We start from the raw sequence: 26,188 nt of genomic DNA on the forward strand, positions 1-26,188 counted from the left end.
GTAACTATCGGATGATTTAAACCGCTTGGAGAATCAAAATGGCAAATAACGGTCATGTTCTTTTAACTTCTCACCCAGCAAGCATCTTTAAACAAGCAGCTCCTCTCAACTGGGGAGAAAGGACACCCATTTTACGTGGCCCTGTGGTCGCATCTTTGACAAAAAGAGAACACCGAAATGCAATCGGCACACACAGTGGTAGCTATACAGTCTACAGAGCATTAGCCAATGCTTCTGGCGCCTTAACTATGGATCACAAACCTGATCTCACGAACACGGCACCCATCACAAATATTGGTCCTTTTCCTTCCTGGGGCGACCCAGAAAAAATTGTCAGCCTTGACCCATGGGGAGCTCAAGTGGCAGAAGCATTTAAAAGTTTTTATGAAAAAGGATATGACATAAGACCAACAATAGCAATAACAACTGCACACATTAATATGCCAGAAATAAATCAAGCAATTGAGTCAGGAAGATTGCATATTGATAACAAAATCATAACAAAAAACAAAGATGTTCTTGTCACCAAAGCCGCCATCGATCCTGTTTGGTATCTCCCTGGAATTGCAAAAAGATTTAATGTTTCAGAAGGCGATCTCCGCCGAGTGCTCTTTGACCAAACGGGGGGTATGTTTCCTGAACTCATCACTCGAAAAGATTTAAAAATATTGCTTCCACCCATCGGCAGCACTTCCATTTATATGTTTGGCAACGTTGCCCATATCTCTGACTTATCAAAACAATTGACGGTGCGAATCCATGATGAATGCAATGGTTCCGATGTATTTGGCTCGGATATTTGCACATGCCGCCCTTATCTAACGCATGGCATTGAAGAATCCATCCGCACGGCTCAGGAAGGCGGTTCAGGCGTGATTGTCTATTTTCGCAAAGAGGGCCGTGCTTTAGGTGAAGTGACAAAATTTCTCGTATACAATGCACGCAAAAGACAAGAAGGCGGCGACAGCGCAGCTACTTATTTTCACCGTACAGAATGTGTCGCGGGCGTACAAGACATGCGTTTTCAACAACTTATGCCAGATGTTTTGCACTGGCTTGGCATTCAACGCATAGACAATCTCGTGTCGATGAGTGATATGAAATACAATGCGATTGTTGACAGTGGAATAGAGGTTATCCGGAGAGTTTCAATACCCGATGAACTGATACCACAGGATGCACAGGTTGAAATGGAAGCTAAAAAAGCAGCGGGATACTATACTGAAGGGAAAACTAAGGATGCGACTGAGCTCTTAAAAGTGAAAGGACGCAATCTGAATGAGTGAAAATATGACGGATTATAGCGGAGACATAAATGATATTGAATATATCTTTTCTCCAGCAACCATTCGAAAAAAATCTTTAGAAATATATAATTTAACAATTGCAGACAAAACGCAGTTTCAAATTCATCTAGATAAAGTAGATGAAGTTGCAAAATTTGTGATTGATGTTACTTTAAGCAATTATCCAAAATTAAATATTCCATTTCATTCTAGATGGAATCACTTTAATGTTGGCAATATTGATAGAGTTTCCGAACTTATCCTCCAACTCGAAAAGAAGACCCCCACACAACAAACTAAAGCAAAACTCGACCTTGTCGTCGTGAGCGTGCTGCTCGATGCCGGGGCAGGTATGCGCTGGCGTTACTTAGAACAAAAATCGGGGAAAGAGTATGCGCGCTCGGAAGGACTTGCGGTAGCAAGTTTTCGTCTTTTTTTAGCTGGATTCTTTTCTGCAGACAAAAAAAATCCTCTGCGCGTCGACGCCGAAAGACTTCTCAATATCAGTGAAAATGAACTGACTGAAGGGCTGCAAGTGTCTGAAAAAAATCCAATTATCGGTATTCAAGGGCGCTTAAAACTTCTGCACAACCTTGGTCATGCCTTACACAACGATGTGGATCTTTTTGGCACAGAAAGTCAGCGCATAGGAAATATGCTTGATTATTTCCAAGAAAAATCACCTTCTGGAAAAATATCTGCCACTTTTATTTTGCGCACACTGCAGCAGGGATTGGGTTCCATCTGGCCAGGACGCGCCACAATCAATCAAGTCAATATTGGCGATGTTTGGAACTACAGTCCTCTCGGAGAAGGGATTCAAGCCCTCGTTCCTTTTCATAAGTTATCCCAATGGCTGTCCTATTCTTTATTTGAACCGCTCACGGAAGCTGGCCTGAGTGTCACTCATATTGATTCCCTCACAGGCTTAGCCGAATATCGCAATGGCGGTCTTATCCTCGATTCAGGTTTAATCACTTTAAAAAACAAGGAAGAACATGACAAAGTGCATTTGCCAAGCTCAGATCTTATAATTGAATGGCGAGCTTTGACTATTACTTTCCTCGATGAAATCGGAAAAAAGGTAACAGAAATTTTAGGAAAAAAACCTTCTGAATTTCCTTTGGCGCGGGTTTTAGAAGGGGGTACGTGGTGGGCTGGAAGAAAAATGGCTGAGCAATTGCGCAAAGATAAAAGTCCTCCTCTTAAAATAAACAGTGACGGAACTGTCTTTTAGTTTTTTTCAAGATTTCTTTCGCGGATTTACTGAAATTAATTTTTTTTATAATAAAATAAAATCGACTTGATAAAATTATAAATATTATTACTCTGTTTTGATAACTAAAATGGAGGAACCATGCCTAAAATATTTAATTATATAAAAGCATCGGAATTAAAATTATACAATGATATACTTTTAAGCGAAAGTTCTTTGCAAAATATAGAAATGAGCAAATTTATATTGCAAAAATTTATTGCGGGTGAGGAACCGCAAGACATTCGTGATTTTATCAATCTATTTGCAAAAAATACCAATGCAAATAGGCTCTGTGAAATTATAATAGAAAATATAAATATTTTTGGCACACAAATTCGATTTTATTCGCATAAAGAAAACAGAAGTGAAAAAGTCATTCTTCATTTTCACAGCGGTGGTTTTGTCATAGGAAGTTCTCAATACTATGATAATTTATTCCAATATATAGCACGAAAAAGCGGAGCAGCTATTTTATCCATCGATTATAAACTCGCCCCAGAACATAAGTTTCCTTATGCTTTAAATCAATGTGTAGAACTTTGTAAAGAAATTTTAACAAATGGAATTCAAAATAAAATTTCTGCTCAAAGTGAATTTTATTTTTTAGGCGACAGTGCAGGCGGAAATTTAGCAGCAAATATGTCTCATCTTTTAGGAGATACTTATACAAATATAGCAGGCCAAATATTAATCTACCCCGTTCTTTGCCCAGTGGGGACAACTTTTTCTTACCATAAATTTTCTAATGGCTTTTCCTTAGAAACAGAGCATATGAATATTTTTATGTCCTATTATTTAAATAGCGCTGAAGAGAAAAACTCAAAAAATCCTAAAATATATCCTTATTACTTCGATCATTTTGCTTCTCTGCCCAAGACTATGATCATAGCTGGGGAATGCGATCCGTTGCGCGATGATGCCTATTTGTACGCTCAAAAGTGTTATGAAAATAATATTGAATTTAAATACTATGAATTTGCAGGAACGGTTCACGGTTTTTTCAGTGCACTCGACTCTTTTCCCGAAGCTAGGATATCTGCAGATTTAGTCTGTGATTTTATTTCTGAGATATCCGATATAGAAGAATGAACGAAAATTTTAGGAATTAAAAACATTCTATATTAAACATCAATATTTTGCTCGGAATTTATCTCATTAATATATGCCATACTATAATCTGAGTTGATCTTTTCTTGATATATTGCAGCTTTTTTATTCAAACTGTGAATTCCTTCACTTAAATTCTTATTCTTTTCATCCCAAGGCCATCCTTGTTTTGCGCAAGCCTCTTTATAAGCTTCAAAACCAATATCTTTTAATTGAGGCAATAGAGATGGGGGTATAGGTAAATTAGCATGTTCAGTTAAGATTAATAAAGAATCTTTACAAAAATCATTAAAACCTGACAATGCTACACCTGCTCCTGCTAAGGCTCCTTTTACATTAGATCTATATTGTTTTTCTTTAATTGAAATAAAATTAAATTGTTTAAGTTGAACTTCTGAAAGCATTTCATGTTTTCCTGTTTGTACATTCAACCAACTTGATTCAGATGTGGTATTTAAAGGAATATATCCACTTATTAACCAATCATACATACCTTCATAACTCATATTCATTTCATATGTTTCTGTGCTTTGATATTCTTGATCAATGAATTGACAATTTATTGAAACACTAAATGGTAATATAGAAGAACCTTTTGGATCTGTTGGATTTAATTTAGCAGGAAGTGGATCAAACTTCATTAAATCAGAATCAGGAGAATTTAAAGATTCAAATAACTTTTGTGCACTTGCGATTAAAGCAAGGCCAGTTGCATCTTGACCTGTTCCTGTTTTTACTTTAAATGTAAACTCCCTTTGTTTTGATAAATTTTCTGTAATTTTTTGCCAATCACTCGATATATCAAACCAACCTATAGTCGCATGGACATTCACATGACTACGCACGTAATCCCAAACTAATTTTTTTTTCGCTTTTATTTCTGCAGTATAGGGCTCTCCACGCACTTGCCAATTTGCAACTACATTTAAACCAATAGCTGTAGCATGAGGAAGACCTGTGGAATCTTTACCCACAGTTGCACTTATTGTTCCGATATCTTTGCTATTTAAAGTATATCCAAATGGAGAACCTATTGTAACAATATTTGGAGTTGTTTGAGTATTCACTGGCCCTAGCACAGGTTGTAAACCTGTATCCTTATATTGAGATCCCATACTAATTTGTGCTGGGCTCAATATAATTTTTTCTAAACTATATTTTTCTTTTAATTCTTTTATTATTCCGATACGCGCTTCTTCAGTAATATCAAAATAGGCTTTACCTCTAATATCACATCCAATAGTAGGCTCTGTTGCCATGACTCCAACAAAATAAGGCATATAACTTATACCCCAATAACTTCCAGTAAAATCTTTTCCAGAAACCACTCCTTTAGCTTCATATGGAAAATAATAAAATTTCGTTTTATCATATTCATCTTGTAAAACTAAATTTCCATAAATTAACTCAGCACTTGTATATAATGCGGCCATAATATTATCCTTTCTAGAGAATTATGGATTAATAAAACACAACATTGCACAAAGGGAAACAAATCAGATACAAAAATATAATCATTTAAAATTATTTTAATTAGCTATTTCCGCTTTTCCTAGATCATCTTTAGAAAAAGTTTCTAAAAGAATCTGAATATATAAGTGAGGATATTTTTCGCCAAAATAACAAGAAGTACTCTTTCCCGATATCCAAAAATTAGAAACTAAAAACTCTATAAATGATTTTCATATATCTTCTTTTATAATTGTATTTTTATCATTATAAAAATTTAAGTTGCTATAATTTGCATTATCGAGAAAAACTTTTTTTTCTTTCACTTATATTTTCTTTAGAGTCATATTTTTTAATGAGAAATATTTTTTAGCATATTTATAATTCTAACAATATGTCGAAAAAATGGTTTTTTAATATTTATTAATATTTTATATAAATTATTATTTTAAAAAAAATCGCATTTTATCAATCAATCGTAGAAGAATAATCGAGAATTTTAGGAACTTTGTCCACTGAGAACCGCTTTCTAATTTTATGAGAGCTGTCGATCACGCAGGTGAAATCGCTCAAGTCAAAAGCTTTTAACACATCGTCTGGATTGGATTTAGTCGTAAAAGTATTTATTAATATGACATTATCTTTATTACTTTTAAACTCTTTAATCTTTTCAAGTTTTTCCTTACAATCTAAGCACCAAGTGGAAAAAAATACAAGTTTAACTTTTTCCAATTTTTTTAATGATTTTTCAAAATCAGGCAGCTCCATTTCCTTACATTTTGCATAACAAAATAATGTATAATTCAGAAAAATAATAAAAAAAGCAATGCGCAAAAAATATTTAAACATAGGTCACATTTATAATTAGAAAAAAATTGTTCCCAAACAAAAGCATTTAAGAACAATTAATATTAATGTAAATATTATTTATTAGCAACTTTATTTTAATTTATAATTAGAAAAAAGTTCTTTCATACGACAGAGACAATGTATCAAAAGTTGTTTGATTTGCATTGGTAAAATAACCTAAATTATCGTTATATGCTCCACCAAGAGTGTACGACAATCTAAATGTATCTTCAAAAGTCGGTTTGTATTTTACGTTGGCAAATAATGAATTGGATTGTGCAGAATTTCTTGTCCAGGAAGTTTCAACGCCAGTGGTGTTGTTTTTATTTGTAACGACTTCTTTACCAATATAATCAAGAATAGCACCACCTTGCACAGATATATTGCTTTCTTTAAAGGCATGTCCCACGGTGAGCACAGTTGTGTATTGAAAATCACGGGTTCGTTTCATTTGTGTTGAAGTTGAACTCACCATCCCACAGCAGGTTCTTCCTGCATTATCTGGATGTCTATCGAATGAATAAGTGACAAATTGTGCAAATCCAAATTGCACAAATGGCATACCAAACCAAAAGTCAAGTCCTCCCGTCACTTGATGAAAGCCATTGCCAACTGTTCTAACTGCTACAGGGTCATCATCAACCATATTTTTTGCTAGGCTGGGTTTGTAGCTGAGTGCCAATTGAATTTGTGGACGATAGGTGCTCGCTATACTCATATCCATTAAATTGTAACGGCCTGCAAGAATAGGGTCTGCAACTAAATATTTATGCTCAAATCCTTCATTTACATTGGCTGGATTCGCAGCTCCTTGATTACGGACAAAAGAACCAGTTAAAGTAACAAAAGAATTTTCCGTAGTTCTATAGCCAATTCCTAATGTTAAAATACGCCGTGATGATATTTTATTATTTGGAACTTGTTTAGTATCTGAAACTTTTTTTACTCCATAATCCATATAATTAAAATTTTGCGCGATACCAAAATACATTTTTAAATTTTCATCGGGATTGAGCACCAATGGAGAGGTTGCACTGGAGCCACAGGACGAACATGCGAAAGCAGATTTCATAAACGCAAAGAAAACAACAGAAACAATTGTCGAATATAATTGACCAATCTTCATTTTTTACCCTTAAAACAACATAAAAAAATAAATCCGCAAAGAAAAGTTACGGATATTTTTGGATAGCACTAATTAGTAAATATTCAAGAAAAATGCGTGAAACAAAATGTTGCAGTGAATTGCAACAAAAATAATCTTTACTTTTTATAATAATAATATAAAATAAAAACTGCATTTTATATGAATATATCACGTAATAATGCTAAATATTTTGAAATTTCAAGGAGATAAATTTTGAAAAATCTTTTTAAAAAAACAGCTACCATACTGGCTATCTCTGCATTTTTAACTGGTTGCGCAAGTATGTACGGAGATAATACCCGTCTTGTTAAAGTTGATTCTCAGCCACAAGGCGCAGATATTTACATTGACGGTGCGCGTGTAGGCAAAACTCCTGCTGTTATTACGCTCTCTACTTATATTTATGGTGGAAAAACACTTGTCCTACGAAAAGAAAATTTTTCTGAAACTTCTGTCATGGTAAATTCTAAATTTCAACCTGTTACAATATGGAATATTTTGAATGGTTTCGGGTTTCTAATCGACGCTGCGACTGGAAATATTTTAAAAATTGATCCCGCAAATTTATCTGTGCAATCAGAACTCACTCCAATTATTCATTAAAAAATAAATTATCTAAATAATTAAGACATTTAAGTGCAAAGTTCAGAGAAAATGAATTCATTTTCTCTGATCGTTTTTAATTTGTATAATTAATTTGCTCTTCTTGCTTAGTCATAAGCTCATTCACACTTTGAAATACTTTTGAGACTTCGCGATCGATCGCATTACTTTCATTGATATCTTTTAAAAAAGTTGCCAATTTATCTTTATTTTTATTCTTCGAAAAAACCTTACTTTCATTTAATAATAAATTCTCTACATTGGCAATTCTCTCATGATTTTTTGCAATAAACTTTTGAAAAAGCGTAATTAACAAATCTTTTTCTCTGCGCAACTGTTCTGCTATCAAGGCATATTCTTCCATATTGAGTGCACGGGTGATCTCGTGAATAAGAAGTTCATGTGGAACGGGTTTATCGAGCAAACCATAGACCCCCAGGCGAAGAGACTGAATGGCCTCTTTTTTATTGGCAAACGCAGACTGAATAATAATGGGTTTGCGGATATTTAACTTCCTTATTTCAGAAACAAATTTGAGCCCATCAAGCATAGGCATTTTAATGTCAGAGATAATTAAATTGGGAACATCACCTGATTTTATTTTTTCTAAAGCTTCGACAGAAGAATTGAATAAAACGATATTGATCTTCAAATAGATTTGAATGACTGAAGCCAGAGCGTCCAATATATCCGGTTCATCGTCCACTATAAAAATTGTTTTATCCATAAAGTCTTTTTTCATAGCAGAGCTCCTTTTGCAAACAATCATAATTATAATTTCTTTATCTTCTCTATCACATTGATATCTTTATCTATTTTTTGTCCTATCAAGCTTTGAATCCTATTCTTTTTCCTTATCTTCTGGAAATGAGCTACTAAAAGTATAACTGCTTACAGTGCCATTCGCATTAAAACGAATGGTAAGATCTTTTGTTTGACTGTCAGCAAAAGCGGAGTATTTATAATACCCATAAGAATATGTTCTGTATCCAGAATCATAACCCATTCGAAACGGTGGGCCAAAAGCTTTTTCAATTTCAACTTTTGTTGTTTTATCCGATTTTATCCAAGCAACTTTGGCTGGAAACTGAGTGCCCACGGTAAGGCATGAAACGGAAAGGAGTGATGCTCCAAAGAGAGAAACGAGGCTCAAAGCAGTTTGGATTTTCATATCTATCCCTTTTTATTGAATAAAATATTTGAATAATAATTCGTTGCAGAAAGAAAAATTAAATTTGCTCTCATATCTTCATACATCATTCTGTTCATTGCTTCAAAGGGAGTTTAGAAAATGGGCAAAAATTACGATAAAGATAAAGGAGAGATGTTCAAAAAAGCATCACTCTGACCCTTTGGAGGATTTAGACTGATTCTAATAAATTATTAACATTTTGAAATTACAAAGATTTTTTCTTGACGTCATTTTTCTCTTGCAAATAGAGACGTTCCATGAAACACTGGGAACCGAGAATACTCCGTGAGTCATGAAAAGTTTTCAGAGCCACCGTTTATCTCAAAGTTTTTATTGTTCGATACAACGCGTGGCATGGGGCTTTTGTGTTAGATCGGCATTTGTTCAATTCAACTGGAGATCCTGTGGGTACCAAGTTATATGTAGGCAATTTGCCTTTTTCTGTTAGTGAGAATGATGTTGCTAGTCTTTTTGAAAAGGCTGGTAATGTGGCTTCTGTTCGTGCCGTTATGGATCGCGAAACAGGCCGTTTTAAAGGATTCTGTTTTGTTGAAATGGGAACAGAAGCTGAAGCACAACAAGCTATTTCTATGTTCAATGGTTCTGAGCTTAACGGCCGTCCAATGATCGTAAACGAAGCTCGTCCACCTGAACCACGCAATAACCGCGGTGGATTCGGCGGCGGTCATCGTGGTGGCGATCGTGGTGGAAACCGCACTCGCTACTAAGATCAAGCTCAATTGATCCTTTTGCTAACGCGAAATAGAAAAGCCCTCATACCTTTTAGGTTTGAGGGCTTTTTTAATGATTAATTGGCTCAGAGCTTTCACCTTTTGGTAATTTCTGCTGTCTATTTATCAACCAGCAATACTTTGCATTATATCTAGTACATTTTTTACTATCTTTTACTTTCTTTTTTAGCCAGATATTCTTTTATTCGTTTATTTTGTTCTATATTATTTTCCCATGGTTTATTCTGCTCCCATGGTTTATTCTGCTCCCATGGTTTATTCTGCTCCCATGGTTTATTCTGCTCCCATGGTTTATTCTGCTCCCATGGTTTATTCTGCTCCCATGGTTTATTCTGCTCCCATGGTTTATTCTGCTCCCATGGTTCATTATAATTTGTAAAGACATGACTAACTGGATTGTTCTGCCATGATCCATAATCCCAAAATGGTTTTACATTTTTCGTATTAACCTCTTCTTTTTTATCTTTAGATAAATTAGCTAAATTGCCTATATTAGAAGCCAAAATTTCATAATTAATAAATTCCCAAGGGTTTTTATCTGCCGGTTTAATCCCAGGCTCCCTCCTCGAATCATTATGTTTACCCACAAAATCAAACTTAAAGCGATAAAGCTTTTGATTGTGTTCAACAATTTGGCCAGGTTCATTGTAATTTTTTTGCGGATCCCATGTTGTAAATACAGGTTTATACACAGGTTCTTCTTGTGTTTTAAGCCCAGCATCACTTTCATTATGGGCACTCTCTTGGGCAATTGAAAATAAGGGTAAGACGAAAAATACGCAGAGTATTTTAGGTTTCAATTTAAATTTATACATAATATATTCTTTCAAAAAAAATAAAGACTTTCACAAAATAATTAATTATATTATTTATGTCTTATAAATAAGCAAAAGCTAAAAGGAGCTTATAAAGAACATCTTATTTAATAATTTAAACAAATTTAAATTTCTAGCAAAAATAAAATATTTTTTATTAAATTTACAATTGATTTATTTTCAATCAACTCAATTCTTTATAATTGTCATCACTTACTTTCTCTAAGCATTTTCGCTATAATAAAAATGTCTTGCTTCGTAAAATGTACTTAAATATACAATCAGAAAATCGTCCAAAAAAATGAGACATTAGTCCTCTAGTGGATGGAACTTTTGATGCAATTTGAATCCCACTTGATTCTATTAACTTGTTAAAAAAGAAATCAATTGACTGTCGAAAAGACTCATTTTTTGGAATCAACCTCTTCATTATAAGAAGTGACTTCTTTATCAGAAAATAAAAAGTAGTTTGAAATATTTTCCAGAAAGATGACTTCGAAAGGACAACTTTTTTTACACTGCATTGCTCCAATTATCTTTCAGTAGTCACCAAATTCGTGACACAATAAGGCCATGCGTTAATTCAAGGGTCGGGATTGCAATTAAAAACAAGTAGGGATCAAAAGCTTTACGAATATAAAATTCTTCAGGCTCACTTTAAATACGAATGAAAATGAATTTAAAATTGTTTTCATAAAAAGGTTTTTCGGACATAAAAAGTCTCGTAAATTTAATGCATTATTATAAGTACTTTTAAACTCAGTTAAAGATACTTCATTGATTGATTTAAATAATGAATATTATCCTCAAGAAAAGTATAACTGAGATTTAAAAGGTTGCATTTTTAGCTTAATCAATTTATTAGATTTAAAGTTATTGATTAATTAATAACTTTAAATCTTGCTTTAATTAATATTATTTAAAAAAAAGGGGTATTTTTATGATTTATAATTCAATTAAAAAAATTAAAAAATCAAATATTATAATTGTTACTTCAGCTATTATAGGAAGTTATTCTTGCTTTGCTCTTGTTAATAAAGAAAGTAAGCTCAAGAATTATCTTGAGCTTATTGAAAAGGATAAAAATATTCTTGGAAATAGTCAGAACGGTGAAATTCAAATTATTGATTCAGTTAATGAAATTTTAAAAATTCAAGAAAAAAGAAAACAAGATTTTATAAACAAAGGATTATCTTTAGATAAGGCAGAAGATTATAGTAAAGTTGGGATAGTGAGTGAAGATCCATACTGGTACTGGCTTAGAGATGCAATTAAAACAGACAGAGGCACTGGCACTTATAATCGCCTTTTATGGAAAAGCTCATTGAATGGCGCACCTGGAGTTGCTATGCTTCCTATTTTACCAAATGGTAAATTCCTATTTATATCAGCATATAGGCATGCTACCCGATCTTGGGAACTTGAGCTTTCTCGAGGAGGTCGAGAAAATAATGAAAATGAAATCGCAGCTGCACAAAGAGAACTTCTAGAAGAAACAGGTTACAAGGTGAAAGTAAATATGGAAAAAGAATCTATCCAATTATTGGGGAAAGTAGCTCCTGATGCTGGTACCATTGGATCTGTAATTCCAGTATATTTTATGAAAAATTTAGAACTAAAAGAGAAATCTATAGAAAATACCGAAACAATAAGTGGTAATATAGCTTTAAGCTGCAAAGAAACTCTCAGTGCAATTAAATCTGGATTTTATGAATATAAAGATGAAACAAACAAGAAAAAAAAGTTATTTGTAAGGGATGCATTTATAACTTATGCTATTTTGCAGTATATAAATAATAACCCTGAGAATAATTGTTTTTAATAATAATTATCGGAGTGTATTCTCAAATTCTTCTACAAATGATACTACACCCCCAAGTAATTTTCAATCAACTCAATTCTTTATAATTGTCATCACTTACTTTCTCTAAGCATTTTTACCATTTTGCTCCGAAAGATTCGGCTCGATTTTTACAAGAAAGCTTTTTAGAAAAAAGATCGAAGTAGACTATAATTATTAAAAAAATTTTCTCTTTATGTATTTTGTGAAGCATGAGCATAAAAAATACTTGTCATAAATAAAATTAGATATAAGTTAATGGAATACAATAACTTTTTAGACCTAAAAGTGTTCGATTTTTATTTAGTTGGGACTGAATCCTATGCAAATGATTTCCCAATCAGTTGGAAGACTGCAAGTAAAAACTTTATTAGATTAGAAGAAGTGAATATCGAACTTTTATAATTTGTCATTGAAACTATTAACGGTGTCGATCGCTTAATTTGTTATTCTGAAGAAGATATGTATCTTGCTGCAATACTTCGCTGGTTCTGTTGCAAAAAAATCTGCTTACGAAGTTCTCAAATAGATTCCTTTTAAGAATTTTTTAATAAATATCTTGCATTAATTAGGATACAATGTCAGATAATAATTTTATGTTAAGTTATTTAAAATTTCAAATAACATTTAACAAAAATTCTTTCAGAGGAAAATTTATGAAAAACAGGATAAATTATTTAATTATTTTTCTTACACTTTTTTCTTACAACAATATTTCAGCAAAGACAACAGTTGAAAAAATTAATGAAAATATAATTAATTCCGATCAAACAGTTTCAAAATCTGTTCAAAGGGTATTAAATTTATGTGGAATTTTCCCTAAAAATTATTCTCTAAATGAAGTTTTAATTTGGGTGAAAGGGGATAAAGATCCTAAATATTCATTAGTTAGACAACCTGGCGAGGAACGCTGGGAAAAGAAAGAAAATTTAATAATCAAAAATGAAGACTTAGATGAAATTATAGAGATAATTTTAAATGAAATTGGTTTAGGACAAAGAATAGAGCCAAGCCTAAGTAACTACAACGGAATATTATTTTTGGGAGCATCCTTACCTAGCGTAAGAGAAAGACTTAAATATTTAAATGCCAATATTGAAAATAAAAAGATATTACCAGTAACAACCTATTTAATTGGCGGCGAAAGAAAGCTTTCTGAAAAAATTGGTGAAGGAGAAGAGCAATTTTATAATAAAAACAACGGAATTATAGAATTCAGAAGTGATTATAAAGTACCAAAAACTCCTTTAAAAATAACAGATGAACGTGAAATGTTAAAACTTGTTTTTTCTCAGTCTCTGCATCCAAAATTACAAAACAAAATTGCACTTTCTTTAAGCGAGAAAGACCCGAATGAACACAGAGCAACAACGAAAAGCACTATTAAATATTTTTTTAATGACTATTTTTGGAATCTAAAAAATGGAAATTATATAGTAATATCTAATCAACCATTTGTTCTTTACCAAAAATTAGTTATGCAAAAAATATGTAAACTTTATATTGAAAATCAATGTAATGGAATTCATTTTGACTTTATCGGTTCTGAATTAACTCTAAATAAAAGCTATTCAGTAGATGAGAAAAGAAAATTTGCTACTAAATTATTAGAAAACTTAGCACAGAATTTAATTTTATTGAAAAATTAATTATAAAATATTATATATCAATATATTAGTACTAATTCGTTAATTAAAAATATGCTATATTTTAGTATTCATTTAATCTAAAAATAATTTCAAGGCTCATTTATTTTGATATATTTTTAATCAACTCGCTTCTTTATGTTCATCGTCATTCTCTGTTTCCATCCACTTGCGCCATTTTTCAACTGTTTTCAAAAATTTTTTATCGGATTGGACTTTGGCCAAATCCGCAAGCCACCCGCCGATCAAAGCATCTTCTTGATGGACTTTAGCTGACTTCTTCATGGGTCTGTAATTGATCTTATACAGTCTTGTGGCGGGCATTTCGCCTTCAAAAAAGGAGGCCAAGGCAAATTCTTGTGAGACGCCAATCTCTTTCGCAAGGAGAATCGAAATAGAGCGAAGCAGCTCGGCTTTAGAAGAAGATTTTCCTGTCTTTACAGTAAGTTCATGCAATGAGTAGACCACAGCTTCGGCCAAGTTTTTATCGATTTTAGAAGGGTCATAAGCCATCACAACAGGCAGAGCATAGCTTAAAAAACCGCGCCAGAGTTCACGATCACGGGCATGTGAGGAATCTGCATAGGCTGAGATGCTCAGCATATCAAGATCATTTTTATCCATCTGCCCCTCCTCATTTTCTGGATTTTTTCCTTCTTTCTATCGGAGTCCTGTTCTATGTTAATAGTCATGGGGAACGCCCCTACGGTAAAAACTGCATTTAACCAGGTAGAACAAATGGCATTTATAGTATTTGAAGGTGGCGAAGGTGTTGGCAAAAGCACTCAAATCGAACTTCTTTTCACATCTTTAAAACAGCAAGGCATAACCTGCACGCTCACGCGCGAACCCGGCGGCACTCCCTTTGCGGAGGACATCCGAGCGTTATTTAAACGGATCAATGCGCATGGCGACACCCCGCTTCCCTTAACAGAGCTCCTGCTCATCACGGCCGCTCGCGCTCAACACATTCAAAAGGTCATCGAACCCGAGCTGAAAAAAGGCAACCATATTATTTGTGATCGTTTTCTCGACAGCACGTATGTGTATCAAAGTATTGTTGGTCAGATTGAGAAAATGGTGGTCGATACCATTTCGCGATATGCCTTGCAAAATTTCATTCCCGATCTCACTTTGGTCTTAACCGCTGACCCGCAGAAAGCATTGTCACGGATAAAAAAAGAAAAAATGCGAGCAGAAGACAGACTCGATTCTTTTTCAAATGATATTCATGCACAAATAATGAATGGATATAAAGAAATATTAGCGAAGCAGTTTCCTTATCCAAGTGGTAAAGTACCGGTCAGAATTGCAATAGACGCCAATTCTTCTGTTGAAAATGTGTTTGCGCAAGTTAAACTCGCAGTTTTGAACACTCTTGGTTTCCAGTTATGAAAACATTTCATGATTTCATAACGAATTTAAAAAGCATTAAACACCACGCTCTCCTTCTTGTTTCAAGACAATTTGAAAACAATGATTTTTCGGATGAGCATTTTCGTTTACTTGTTAAAGCAAGCTGTCAGATTGATTTATTTAAAAGTGAAAATACCTCTATTTTTGAGATTGCTGCTCACCATTCCGATATATTCATTGCGGACAGGCAGCGTAAAATATTGCGGATTGAAGATCTAAAAGCAATTAAAGAACTTTCACTTTATCAACCCAATGAAGGTTCCCGACGTCTTTTTTTTATTGAAAACTGTGAAAGAATGAATGCAAATTCAGCCAATGCACTGTTAAAAGCCCTCGAAGAACCACAAGCTCATTCTATATTTGTACTCACAACAAAAGATTTAAGCCTTGTCTTACCAACTGTAACAAGCCGTTGTCTAAAAGTATTTCTCCATTTTACAGATATCGAAAAGAAAAATATTGTGAGTGAAATAGCGCAAGATGACTACAAAGCAATAAAGTTACAAGTAGAGGCATTTAAAAACTCAATTTCTTATCTGAATCAATCCCTTTCCGAACAGATTACAAGCTCAATAAATCCATTAAAATTAAAAAAAATTATTGAATTATCAGAAAAACTTGCAAAAGAATACAAAGCCCATTTATTGCAAGACACAATTGTTTTTATAACATGTGAACGCCTTAAAAAAGAGCCCGATTTTCTCTCAGTTTCGAAATTTATCCTTGCACAGATCTCGGAATGGAAAAACAATGAAAGCCTGAATCCTTCTACGCAATTGTGGCTCATTCGCATTTTCACCCATTTTCAAGTCGCATCATCAAGTTGATTTTCTCAAAAAATAAAGTGAAAATCCTCAGACAAAATTGGGGAGAACACACATGCGAACAATTCAACTTCACATCCGCTCATCCTTGCCAAGCAATTTACATCCGCTTTGGGAACTTGCGCGCAATGTTTGGTGGTCATGGAATAGCAACGCAATAAACTTATTTAGACGGATCAATCCCCAAGAATATGAAGCCAGCGGCCCTTGCCCACTCAAGCTTTTAAATACACTCCCCTCCTCCACATGGGACAGTCTCAAAGAAGATGATGGATTTTTAGAACACCTCAGTGAGGTGTATAAAGAGTTTTTAGATTATCTTGAAACAGGAACCAATAAAGTAACAGATTATAAAAATTCAAATACCATTGCTTATTTTTCAATGGAGTTTGGTTTACATGAAAGCATACCCCTTTATTCAGGAGGTCTCGGTGTTCTCTCTGGTGATCATTTAAAAACAGCAAGCGATTTATCTTTGCCTTTGGTCGGAGTTGGTTTATTTTATTCCGAAGGTTATTTTCGCCAGATATTAAATAAAGATGGATGGCAAATAGAAAATTATGATGTAAATGATCCATTTTATTTACCTATGCAACTTATGGTTGAATCTTCGAATAAGCCGATTTTAGTTGATGTAGAAATTGCTGGTACAAAAATATATTTTCAAATCTGGAAATTAAATGTCGGCAAAATTCCACTTTATTTAATGGATACAAATGTTCCAGAAAACTCTGGGGAAAATCGGCTTATAACTTCTCGCTTATATGCAGGTGGACAAGAGTTACGTATTCAACAAGAAATTATTTTAGGTGTCGGTGGAACGCGTGCATTGCAAAAAATTCAAATACAACCTTCGGTCTATCATTTAAATGAAGGTCACTCCGCTTTTTTAACATTGGAAAGAATATCTCAATTGATAAAAAAAGGTCTTGATTGGCAAGAAGCACTGATCGCTATTAAAGGAACACAAATCTTTACAGTGCACACGCCAGTACCAGCAGGAAACGATGTATTCCCTGCACAAATGCTCGCACATTATTTAGGAGATCTCTATAAAAATTATGGTATCCCAGACAATGAGTTTTTTAATTTAGGCCGCCCTCCCGACAATCATGCCGAATTTTCCATGCCCGTTTTCGCCTTGCGCACGAGTGGACATCGAAATGGAGTGAGTCAGCTGCATAAAAGAGTTTCCAAAAAAATATGGAAACCTCTTTGGCCCGATCTGCTCGACTCAGAAGTCCCGATCAATGGAATTACCAATGGAATTCACACACGCACATGGTTGTGCAATGAATTGGTCGAACTATTTGACTTTTATTTAGGCAAAGGCTGGGATGCGAAATTAAACGATCTTGCCATCTGGAAAAGGATTGAAAATATCCCAAATACTGAAATTTGGAATATTCATATGACTCGTAAAAGCCGATTATTGTCCTCCATACCAAAATCATATTTATCACCAGAATATTTAACAATTGGCTTTGCCCGTCGCTTTGCGAGTTATAAAAGAGGAAACCTTATTTTTCGTGACATAGAGCGCCTTAAAAAACTCATGCAAAATAAGGAACGCCCTATTCAACTGATTATTTCAGGTAAATCTCATCCTGCAGATCATTTAGGGAAAGAAATCATACAATCCGTGGTCAAATTTATCCAAAATGAAAACTTGAATTCGAATATCGTCTTTTTAGAAAATTATGATATGCAGATTGCGCATAAATTAGTGCGAGGAATAGATGTGTGGTTAAATACTCCCATTCGTCCCCTGGAGGCATCGGCAACCAGTGGGATGAAAGTTGCCATAAATGGAGGATTAAATTTTTCCATCCTCGATGGTTGGTGGGATGAAGCCTACCATGAAGATCTGGGCTGGTGCATTGGTACTAGAGAAATGCTTGCCAATGAAAGTTTAAGAGATGAACGGGATGCACAAAGTTTATATGATACCTTAGAGTTTGCGATTGTTCCTCTTTATTATAGTTCTAAAGTACCAAATGAGTGGATTGAGAAAATGAAAAAATCAATTGCAACACTCACACCACGTTTTAGCGCAAATAGAATGTTAATGGATTATACGAACCAGTCCTATTTACCAGCAGCAAAATTTTATGAAAAATGGTCTATGCACTCTACAGAGCAAATAGATGCATTAAAAAGACATATAAATAATGTAAAAGAATTAAAAGAACAATGGCTACAAGTTGAAGTAACACGCGTGGAGTTAAAACCTTCAGACACTGTAAATGTAGGCGAGACTGTTACGTTACAAGTAGAAATTTATTCACCCTTCCCCGAAAATTGGCTTGAAGTCAATCTTGTTTTTGCAAAATCAGACAATAATAAATCAGAAATTATCAATAAAGATATTGTTATTCCATGTGTAGAAAAAGATTCTGGTAAAAAATTTATTTACGTCACACTCCTCGAAACCACCAATCCAGAGATCCGTACATATAATATCCGAGTGTGTCCAAATCCAATTCTTTTTCCAGAACATCTTGATTTAAATTTAGTAGCACGCTAACAATATTTTGAATGCTTAATGATGAATTTTTTGAATTGAGAACGGTGGAATTATGAAGATACTAATGTTAGGATGGGAGTATCCTCCAATGATTTCTGGTGGCTTAGCAACAGCTACCGAAGGTCTGATAAATGGGCTTATTGCTTTGGGTCATAAAGTAACACTTGTTTTACCTTATTTTCCCCATACCGTAAAAATCAAAGGGCTCAAAATAGTTAGTCCAGAAAATCCATATATCCTTGACGAAGAAATTGATGATAATATTCATAATAAAAAAACTGTTTACAATCAAAAGCAGAGAAGTGTTTTCGATATAATTTCACAAACCTACCAAGATATTGAGCTTATAATTCAAAATATTTCAAACAAAAATAATAACTCTCACTATAACTATGCATTAAATGACTTTGATTTATCACAAAAAGATAAAGAAAATTTAGAAAAAGACTTAAAAAATTATCATCACTTACTAACTGAAAATTTAAAAAGCAACGAAATAAAACTAAAAATAAAACCTTTTACTTTTTCTATCAGCAATGAAATAAATGAAAAAATATATGCACTCGGTTTGCTTGCTTTAGATATTTTGGCAAAAGATCCTGATTATAATATTATTCATGCACATGATTGGATGAGTTTCACGGCTATCGAAATGCTCAATTCTAAATATGATATCCCTGTAGTCGCACATATTCATTCCACGGAAATCGATCGATCAGGAGATATTCACAATAACCGCCGAATACTTGCAATAGAAAAAAAAGGCCTAGAAAATGCTGATATGATTATTGCGGTTTCAAATTACACCAAGAATGTGATCATCGAAAAGTTTGGGATCGTGCACAAGAAAATAAAAGTTGTATACAATGCTAATAATGATCAGCATATAACTCTAATAAAAAAGACTGAAAAAAACCTAGAAAACAAAACAAGCAAACAGACAGTTACTTTTGTTGGTCGAATCACTTTTCAAAAAGGCCCTTCTTATTTTGTTTTTGCTGCACAAAAAGTTCTTAAGATAAATCCAAACGTCATATTTAAAGTCGTAGGTACGGGCGACCTACTCCCCTCAATGAAGCAACTGATTTGGGAGCTTGGCATAGATAAAAATTTTATCTTTGCGGGTTTTCTAAATGCAGAGGGTGTGCAAAATGTATTAAATGACTCAAGTTTATTTGTGATGCCAAGCGTTTCTGAACCTTTTGGCATTGTAGCACTCGAAGCTATTGCAAAAAATATACCTGTTATTATTTCTAAACAATCTGGTGTTTCTGAAGTGCTCAATCATGCCATGAAAGTTGACTTTTGGGACACAGATCTCATGGCTGATAGAATATTAAGTATTTTAAAGTATAAACCCATTCGCAATGAACTTGTTGAAAACTCATTAAAAGATCTATCACAAAGAACTTGGAAACACTCAGCTCAAACACTTATAAACGCATACAGTGATTTTCATTGAAAGGAAATAAAATGGTTGCTTTGTGTTTTTACTTCGAAGTGCATCAGCCTTTTCGTATTAATCATTATAGAATAAAAGATATTGGTGAGCATAAAAATTACTTTAATTCTGAATCCAATAAAGTCATCTTCGAAAAAGTCGCCAGAAAATGTTATTGGCCTGCAGGTTTATTAATTGCCTCACTGCTAAAGCGATATCCAACCAGTTTTAAAGTAACATTCTCATTGTCAGGAACTTTTTTAGCCCAGTGTGAAGAATATGATCCTAAATTACTTGAACTATATCAAGATATATTATCACTCAAAAATGCAGAAATTATTTGTGAAACCTCTCATCACAGTTTGTCTGCTTTGATCGATGAACAAGAATTTTTTGCCCAAATTGATCTACACAAAAAAAATATTAAAAAACTTTTTGGTCGAGAAGTTACGGCATTCCGCAACACAGAGCTTATATATTCGAACGAAATTGGCAAACTGATAGATAAGGCTGGATTTAACACCTGCCTGGTTGAAGGATGGGATCCCTTTATTCCACAGGGTTGGAATCCTCACCACGTCTTTCATCATCCAGAAAAACAAAATTTAAAACTACTTCCAAAAAGTTATAAGCTTTCTGATGATTTAGCCTTTCGCTTTTCGAACCAAGGCTGGGACTCATGGCCGCTGACACCTGAAAAATATCATGCTTGGTTTGAAAAACTTTTGGATGGCACCCATGAATTTGTTGGTTTATTTATGGATTACGAAACCTTTGGTGAGCATCAATGGGCTGACACGGGTATTTTTGAATTCATCGAAAACTTTATCAGCAATATGACACAAGACAAACGTTTTGAATTTTTAACTGTCTCTGAAGTTTCACAAAAATTTTCTGCCCAGACAGCCCTGAATATCGACAGACCTTTAAGCTGGGCAGACACAGAGCGTGATATATCCGCTTGGCTTGGGAATCGCATACAAGAAGATGCTTTCGCAAAAGTATACAACTTAAAGAAACAGATAAGTGATCTTAAAGACGATCTATTAACAGAAGAATGGAGAAGGCTTCTGACAAGTGACCACTTTTATTATATGTGTATAAAATGGTCGAATGATGGCGATGTTCATAAGTATTTTAGTCCATTTGAAAGTCCATACGAGGCTTATTTAGACTATGTCAATATTTTAGAAGATTTTGAATTAAAATGTGCCGAAAAAATAAAAGAGAAAGAACTAACAAAAAATGATGTGTTAATTCAAACACATGGACAAATCAGAGAGAATGCAGCATGTCTGAAAACTATTCAAGCATCGTCGCCTCAGACAATATCCTCGCCTGTCTTGGTGAAGATGGACAACTAAAAGGACTTTTTTGGCCCTTTAAAGATGCACACCATTCCCATCTCGATTTCTCAATTTGTGGATTAGCTATAGATGGCGAAAGCATTTGGTTGGATAAAATTCGTGATAAACTCAGAATATCTTTTTTTCCGAAAGAAAATGCCTTAGTTGTTCATTGGAATATCCAACATCCACGCTTCCAAAATATTGAAATTATAAAAAAAGTCATTCCAAATGGTTCTGCTTTAATAGAGCAGTGGTCTTTTGAAATTCCAATAGAATTTGCTGACAAAAAAATCCAACTTTGGCTTCTATCAAGTTGGAAAATGCATAACGAAAAAAGATTTCAAGCTGTATATTCAGAAACCGGTGAAGATCTTATTTTTGCTTACAATGGAAATTATTGGGTTGGAATTGCGGCTTGTAACGACTCACAGTTCTCACACTTCCAATATGTCCGAGCCATACAAGCACAAAATAACACAGCAATGGGAGAAATGATCGATCTTTTTTTGCGCGATCCCAATCACTTTCGTAGAATTGAAATGGGTCTTGCCTATGCGGCTGCATGCACTCAACCGCTCACTCTTACGCAGTCAATAGATAATAATAATATATTTACTGCAAAGATCTCAATTATCTATGAATTTGGATTTCAACAAGAAGAAGTAGAGCAAAAATTTGCTCTATATTTAGACAATGATCCATCTATAAATATTCCGAACGAAACAATAAATAAAAATAAAATCGATCATCAGCGCCGAAACATAATAAACAATTTAGAAATAAAGAAACAACATTTAAAAGAAGTTTCTCTTTCTGTGCTAAAATCATTAACGGATCAAAATGGTGGCATTCTTGCTGCGCCTGAATGTGATTCTGATTTTAAACACAGCGGTGGGTATGGGTTTATTTGGCCACGAGATGCAGCATTTTGTGCGCTGAGTCTCATAAAATGTGGATACAGAGACGCCGCGCGTCCTATACTGCAATTCTTATGCCAAATACAAAGTCAAAGTGGGGATTATTTTCAACGTTTTGATTCTCAAGGAAACAAAGCACCCAGTTGGTGCGAATTGCAAGCGGATCAAATAGGTCTTGTTATTGTTGCATTGCTTGAATTTATTCGCAATGAAAAAAATGACAAATTTTTACTTTGCATTAAAAAGGGTATCCAAAAATTAATTAATGACTTCAATGAAAAGGGTTCCCTACAAAATAGTTTTGACCTTTGGGAGGAATTTTATGGCTTACATTTTTATTCACATATTTGTGCACACTCTGCTTTAGTAAATGCATTACCTCATTTTCCTGATCTCAAAGAAGAAATTAAAAACTCAATTAAAAACTGCGAAAACTTCTGTTACAATCACTTATATGTAACGAAACAAAAGCGTTTTGCTCGCGGAGTTGATCCTCGTAATAATCGCGATCTCAGAGCAGATATCTCCCTTTTATCATGTATATTTCCTTTTAATGAATTTCCAATAGAAGACTCTCTCAAAATATCTATTTTCGAATTTTGTTATGATAAGCTTTCAACAAAAATGGGGGCTTTGCGCTATGAAAATGACCTTTATATGGGAGGAAATAGCTGGATTCTCTCTGGCTTTTGGCTAGCACAAGCCGCACTTTCGCTTGCCCATTTAAAGCCTGAATTTCAGAAAATAGCTCAGGATATCTTTGAAAAAACACTCAATCTAAGTAATGAAGCTGGTTATTTTCCAGAACAAATACATTCTGTAACTGGAAAACACCTCTGGGTTGTGCCTCTCGCTTGGAGTCATGCTTTTTATTTATGGACAAATGAAAATTTTAAAAAAAGCCAATAATATGTCAATTATTTGAAAAATAATTTCATTTTTTATTATATATTTAATTTAGACTAGTTCATATCGAGGAAATTAATATGGAAAATAATCCAACCGTGTCAAATGAAGAATTAAGGATGCAGGAACTAAATAATTATTATGTTTTAGACACCCCCCCTGATTTTAATCTTGATAGTTTGACAAAAATAGCCTCGCGCATTTGTCATACTCCAATCGCTCTCATTTCTTTAATTGATGAAAACAGACAATGGTTCAAATCAAAAGTTGGTCTTGCTGTTGACGAAACACCAAGGGAAATATCATTCTGCACCCACGCCATTCAACAAGACGATGTCTTTATCGTCTCAAATCCAACAGAAGATCCCCGTTTTAAAGACAACCCTTTAGTAACAGGGGAGCCTTATATCCGCTATTATGCGGGAATGCCGCTCAAGTCTCATAACGGTTACAATGTTGGAACTATTTGTGTAATCGATCAAAAACCTAATTATTTAGATGATGATAAGATTGAACTTCTTCGTACATTATCAAAACAAGTAGTAAACTATTTTGAAATTTATAAGAAAAATAGAGAGCTCATTCTTTTAAGAAAATCAATTATTCATGATGAAAAAATGAAATCTGTTATTAATATCAGCTCTGGCATTTCACAAGAAATAAATAACCCATTATCAATAATTTTAGGCCGAATTTATTTATTAGAAAGTAAACTTAAAAGCGATCATGCTTTTGAACAGCAAGATGCTTTAAAAGATTTAAATTCCATCCTGAATGCAAGCAAACGTATTTCATATATTATTAATTCACTATGTGATTTTTCAATGGTTTCTGATTTTGAAGAAATCAAAGTCCGAGAGTTTTCAGAAATTTTAAACCAAGTTCTCATTCTTTGCGAAACAAAAATAATAAACAGTGGAATTTATTTAGTAATCGATGAAATCCCAAGTGTTAAACTGAAATGCAGACCGATTAATTTAGCACACGCTTTTTATAATGTTATTATGAATGCTTATGAAACTGTCTTAGAGCAAGAGGAGAAATGGATCAATATTAAAATGTCTTGCTTAGAAACCGATAATAAAAACAATCTTATCGTTCGTATATTAAATAGTGGGACAGGCTTGCATCCAAATATCAAAAAGAATCTTATGAACCCTCTTTTTCCAACCCATTTATTGGAAGCCTCCATGGGAATTGACTTAAATTTAGCAAAGTGGATCATTTCGGATTGTAACGGTAACCTCATTCACGATGATCTCAACGAGAAGTCTACATTCATCATTCAGCTTCCAGTATACTTAGAAGAATAAACGAAAGTTTATTCACATTTTTTTCCACACTCTGCACAACAATAGCAACCAATGCGAAAAATCCTATCTCCTTTATACGAAAAATTAAAATAATGCTTTACTGTATAAAATGGATTTTCTCTTTGTTCCTCTAGATTCATTTCTGTTACTTTAAGTGTATCTTTCGTATAAGTCATAACAGCATCATCCAAATAGAGTTTCAGAATACTATCTCCGCTGCGCTCAAATACTAAATGCTTATTATTGTTCATTTCAAGACGAATTTCTGCTGGAGTCCATTTTTTTTTATAGTGAAAACTCTCTCCGCACTTTTTTTCACACACACTGCATGTATTGTTAATTTTTTTTGCTAATATAGGATTGTTAAATATAATTAACATAAATAAATATGAAAAAAATCTAGACATTTTTATATCCATGGATAAAGTTAAACGCAGTTAATACTCTTTTTTAAAAACATCAACAGATTCAATTCCTTTTATTTTATGCCATTCAATACTCGGTTTAAGATAATTTCTTTCAAAAATATTTACTATTTGTTGATCAAGTTCTTTTGGAAATGGATAAAAACCAGCAAATGGAAACATTTTATCAAGGAGTAGATATACAGATAAGTTCTGAGCATAAAATATAGGATCTATGTATTCCATGACAAAAGGATGCTCAAGAATGTAATTAATCGGTTTTTTATTTGCCAGAATTCTTTCTTCAGGAAAATAATCGCCAAATTCATCGGCACCGCCCATATCAACTAAATATGCATCAGAAAAATCACTGGGATTTAATTTATATTCTTTCGAAATTAAATTATTTATTCCTGTGGAACACACGACACAAAAAGCTTTTTTTAGAGTTAATTTTATTTTCTCTACTTCTTTGCTATCGATAAAAGCCGCAGAGTAATACCGAGCCATTTCAAAAGCCATAGCTTTATTGTCAATGATTGTTATTTTTGCCTTTTTCTTTGTTAGTACTTCCAATATTCCAGATCCTAACTTTCCACAGCCAATTAAAACAACATTTTTATTATTTAAATCTTCACCAGTGATAGATTTAAAAGCTTGGACAAATAATTCACTTGTACCGTATTTGCATTCTATAATTTTTGTCTGAGTGTCATCGAGTGAAATAACAGGATAATCTAAATGAATTTTTTTATAGATTTCACCGCCCAACTGAGAAAATTCAACTGTTCCAATTTTAGGTGTGCCTGCTTGCAAGAGACGCGCATTATAATCGAGAAAAATATCATAATCTTTATTTAAATAATTAAAATCGCGCACATATTTAATAGAACTTTTATTTATTAAATCTTCTACTTCTGGATGATCCGATAAACTGGGGTAACCAGTCATTGTCAGAGAAGCGCCAGCAAGGGCGAGAGGCTCAACTTTACATAAACTCTCATATGTTAAAGGAGCACAATGCAAGATACGAATGCCAGCTAGAGGCTTTTTTGCATAAACTTCTTCCGCATCTTTATATAAAAAATATGTTCTTTTTCTCAATTCATCTATTTTAATTGAGTTGAAAATGTATTCCATGCTGTAT

The 26,188-nt window shown here is 33.6% G+C and carries 23 protein-coding genes; 14 read left to right on the forward strand and 9 right to left on the reverse strand.

What is annotated here, in order from left to right; all coding sequences use genetic code 11:
- Nucleotides 1–38: 38 nt before the first annotated feature.
- From EZS29_RS08960 to EZS29_RS08970, 3 genes are all read left to right on the forward strand, one after another.
- Nucleotides 39–1,286 carry a GTP cyclohydrolase II gene (locus tag EZS29_RS08960; RefSeq protein ID WP_130609141.1) on the forward strand — a complete coding sequence of 416 codons (1,248 nt, stop codon included), beginning with the start codon at nucleotides 39–41 and terminating at the stop codon, nucleotides 1,284–1,286.
- Nucleotides 1,279–2,523, forward strand: a complete 1,245-nt coding sequence (locus EZS29_RS08965; RefSeq protein ID WP_130609144.1) for a DUF1688 family protein — start codon at nucleotides 1,279–1,281, stop codon at nucleotides 2,521–2,523. Before EZS29_RS08960 ends, EZS29_RS08965 begins: the two co-directional genes overlap by 8 nt.
- Before the next feature lie 120 nt (nucleotides 2,524–2,643).
- On the forward strand, nucleotides 2,644–3,633 hold the full coding sequence (locus EZS29_RS08970) for an alpha/beta hydrolase (protein WP_130609147.1): 990 nt from the start codon (nucleotides 2,644–2,646) through the stop codon (nucleotides 3,631–3,633).
- 32 nt (nucleotides 3,634–3,665) lie between these two features.
- On the opposite strand, the gene EZS29_RS08975 is transcribed toward EZS29_RS08970, so the two are convergent.
- From EZS29_RS08975 to EZS29_RS08985, 3 genes are all read right to left on the reverse strand, one after another.
- Complete coding sequence (locus EZS29_RS08975) at nucleotides 3,666–5,084, reverse strand: hypothetical protein (protein ID WP_130609149.1); 1,419 nt, start codon at nucleotides 5,082–5,084, stop codon at nucleotides 3,666–3,668.
- Between the two features lie 484 nt (nucleotides 5,085–5,568).
- A complete protein-coding gene (locus EZS29_RS08980) occupies nucleotides 5,569–5,949 on the reverse strand; it encodes a TlpA family protein disulfide reductase (RefSeq protein ID WP_130609152.1) in 381 nt (126 codons plus the stop codon).
- A gap of 106 nt (nucleotides 5,950–6,055) precedes the next feature.
- Entirely contained in the window at nucleotides 6,056–7,075 is a 1,020-nt protein-coding gene (locus EZS29_RS08985) for a hypothetical protein (protein WP_130609157.1), read from the reverse strand.
- Between the two features lie 234 nt (nucleotides 7,076–7,309).
- On the opposite strand from EZS29_RS08985, the gene EZS29_RS08990 reads away from it, so the two are divergent.
- On the forward strand, nucleotides 7,310–7,699 hold the full coding sequence (locus tag EZS29_RS08990; protein ID WP_130609160.1) for a PEGA domain-containing protein: 390 nt from the start codon (nucleotides 7,310–7,312) through the stop codon (nucleotides 7,697–7,699).
- 76 nt (nucleotides 7,700–7,775) lie between these two features.
- On the opposite strand, the gene EZS29_RS08995 is transcribed toward EZS29_RS08990, so the two are convergent.
- On the reverse strand, nucleotides 7,776–8,441 hold the full coding sequence (locus EZS29_RS08995; protein ID WP_172603865.1) for a response regulator: 666 nt from the start codon (nucleotides 8,439–8,441) through the stop codon (nucleotides 7,776–7,778).
- A gap of 99 nt (nucleotides 8,442–8,540) precedes the next feature.
- A complete protein-coding gene (locus EZS29_RS09000; protein WP_130609166.1) occupies nucleotides 8,541–8,870 on the reverse strand; it encodes a hypothetical protein in 330 nt (109 codons plus the stop codon).
- Between the two features lie 386 nt (nucleotides 8,871–9,256).
- Here EZS29_RS09000 and EZS29_RS09005 point away from each other — a divergent pair, with 386 nt between their 5' ends.
- Nucleotides 9,257–9,619: an RNA recognition motif domain-containing protein gene (locus EZS29_RS09005; RefSeq protein ID WP_216678659.1), complete on the forward strand. Its 363-nt coding sequence runs from the start codon at nucleotides 9,257–9,259 to the stop codon at nucleotides 9,617–9,619.
- A gap of 170 nt (nucleotides 9,620–9,789) precedes the next feature.
- Here EZS29_RS09005 and EZS29_RS09010 read toward each other — a convergent pair whose 3' ends face one another.
- Nucleotides 9,790–10,458 carry a hypothetical protein gene (locus EZS29_RS09010; RefSeq protein WP_130609169.1) on the reverse strand — a complete coding sequence of 223 codons (669 nt, stop codon included), beginning with the start codon at nucleotides 10,456–10,458 and terminating at the stop codon, nucleotides 9,790–9,792.
- Between the two features lie 940 nt (nucleotides 10,459–11,398).
- Here EZS29_RS09010 and EZS29_RS09015 point away from each other — a divergent pair.
- Together EZS29_RS09015 and EZS29_RS09020 are read left to right on the forward strand one after the other, a co-directional pair.
- Nucleotides 11,399–12,280 (forward strand): NUDIX hydrolase, encoded by an 882-nt coding sequence (locus EZS29_RS09015; RefSeq protein WP_130609172.1) that lies wholly within the window; start codon nucleotides 11,399–11,401, stop codon nucleotides 12,278–12,280.
- Between the two features lie 674 nt (nucleotides 12,281–12,954).
- Complete coding sequence (locus tag EZS29_RS09020; RefSeq protein WP_130609176.1) at nucleotides 12,955–13,947, forward strand: hypothetical protein; 993 nt, start codon at nucleotides 12,955–12,957, stop codon at nucleotides 13,945–13,947.
- 120 nt (nucleotides 13,948–14,067) lie between these two features.
- Here EZS29_RS09020 and EZS29_RS09025 read toward each other — a convergent pair whose 3' ends face one another.
- Entirely contained in the window at nucleotides 14,068–14,568 is a 501-nt protein-coding gene (locus tag EZS29_RS09025; RefSeq protein WP_130609179.1) for a hypothetical protein, read from the reverse strand.
- A 66-nt stretch (nucleotides 14,569–14,634) separates the two neighbouring features.
- Between EZS29_RS09025 and tmk the strand changes: the two genes are divergently transcribed.
- The 7 genes from tmk (at nucleotide 14,635) to EZS29_RS09060 (ending at nucleotide 24,637) form a co-directional block, all read left to right on the forward strand.
- Complete coding sequence (tmk, locus tag EZS29_RS09030; RefSeq protein ID WP_172603867.1) at nucleotides 14,635–15,339, forward strand: dTMP kinase; 705 nt, start codon at nucleotides 14,635–14,637, stop codon at nucleotides 15,337–15,339.
- The gene (locus EZS29_RS09035; protein WP_130609185.1) at nucleotides 15,336–16,187 is read left to right on the forward strand and encodes a hypothetical protein; all 852 of its coding nucleotides are present in this window, start codon (nucleotides 15,336–15,338) and stop codon (nucleotides 16,185–16,187) included. Before tmk ends, EZS29_RS09035 begins: the two co-directional genes overlap by 4 nt.
- 52 nt (nucleotides 16,188–16,239) lie before the next feature.
- Nucleotides 16,240–18,711, forward strand: a complete 2,472-nt coding sequence (gene glgP / locus EZS29_RS09040) for an alpha-glucan family phosphorylase (protein WP_130609188.1) — start codon at nucleotides 16,240–16,242, stop codon at nucleotides 18,709–18,711.
- Between the two features lie 52 nt (nucleotides 18,712–18,763).
- Nucleotides 18,764–20,173 carry a glycosyltransferase family 4 protein gene (locus EZS29_RS09045; protein WP_130609191.1) on the forward strand — a complete coding sequence of 470 codons (1,410 nt, stop codon included), beginning with the start codon at nucleotides 18,764–18,766 and terminating at the stop codon, nucleotides 20,171–20,173.
- Between the two features lie 11 nt (nucleotides 20,174–20,184).
- A complete protein-coding gene (locus EZS29_RS09050) occupies nucleotides 20,185–21,516 on the forward strand; it encodes a glycoside hydrolase family 57 protein (RefSeq protein ID WP_130609194.1) in 1,332 nt (443 codons plus the stop codon).
- Nucleotides 21,444–23,327 carry a glycoside hydrolase family 15 protein gene (locus EZS29_RS09055; protein WP_130609197.1) on the forward strand — a complete coding sequence of 628 codons (1,884 nt, stop codon included), beginning with the start codon at nucleotides 21,444–21,446 and terminating at the stop codon, nucleotides 23,325–23,327. The genes EZS29_RS09050 and EZS29_RS09055 overlap by 73 nt, the downstream gene beginning before the upstream one ends.
- 77 nt (nucleotides 23,328–23,404) lie before the next feature.
- Entirely contained in the window at nucleotides 23,405–24,637 is a 1,233-nt protein-coding gene (locus EZS29_RS09060; protein ID WP_130609201.1) for a GAF domain-containing sensor histidine kinase, read from the forward strand.
- Nucleotides 24,638–24,645: 8 nt separating this feature from the next.
- Here the strand turns inward: EZS29_RS09060 and EZS29_RS09065 are convergent, their stop codons facing one another.
- Together EZS29_RS09065 and EZS29_RS09070 are read right to left on the reverse strand one after the other, a co-directional pair.
- A complete protein-coding gene (locus EZS29_RS09065; RefSeq protein ID WP_130609203.1) occupies nucleotides 24,646–25,044 on the reverse strand; it encodes a hypothetical protein in 399 nt (132 codons plus the stop codon).
- A gap of 30 nt (nucleotides 25,045–25,074) precedes the next feature.
- Entirely contained in the window at nucleotides 25,075–26,181 is a 1,107-nt protein-coding gene (locus EZS29_RS09070) for an NAD(P)-dependent oxidoreductase (protein ID WP_130609206.1), read from the reverse strand.
- Nucleotides 26,182–26,188: the final 7 nt, after the last annotated feature.

It is taken from the genome of Fluviispira sanaruensis (genome assembly GCF_004295685.1).
GTDB lineage: Bacteria > Bdellovibrionota_B > Oligoflexia > Silvanigrellales > Silvanigrellaceae > Silvanigrella > Silvanigrella sanaruensis.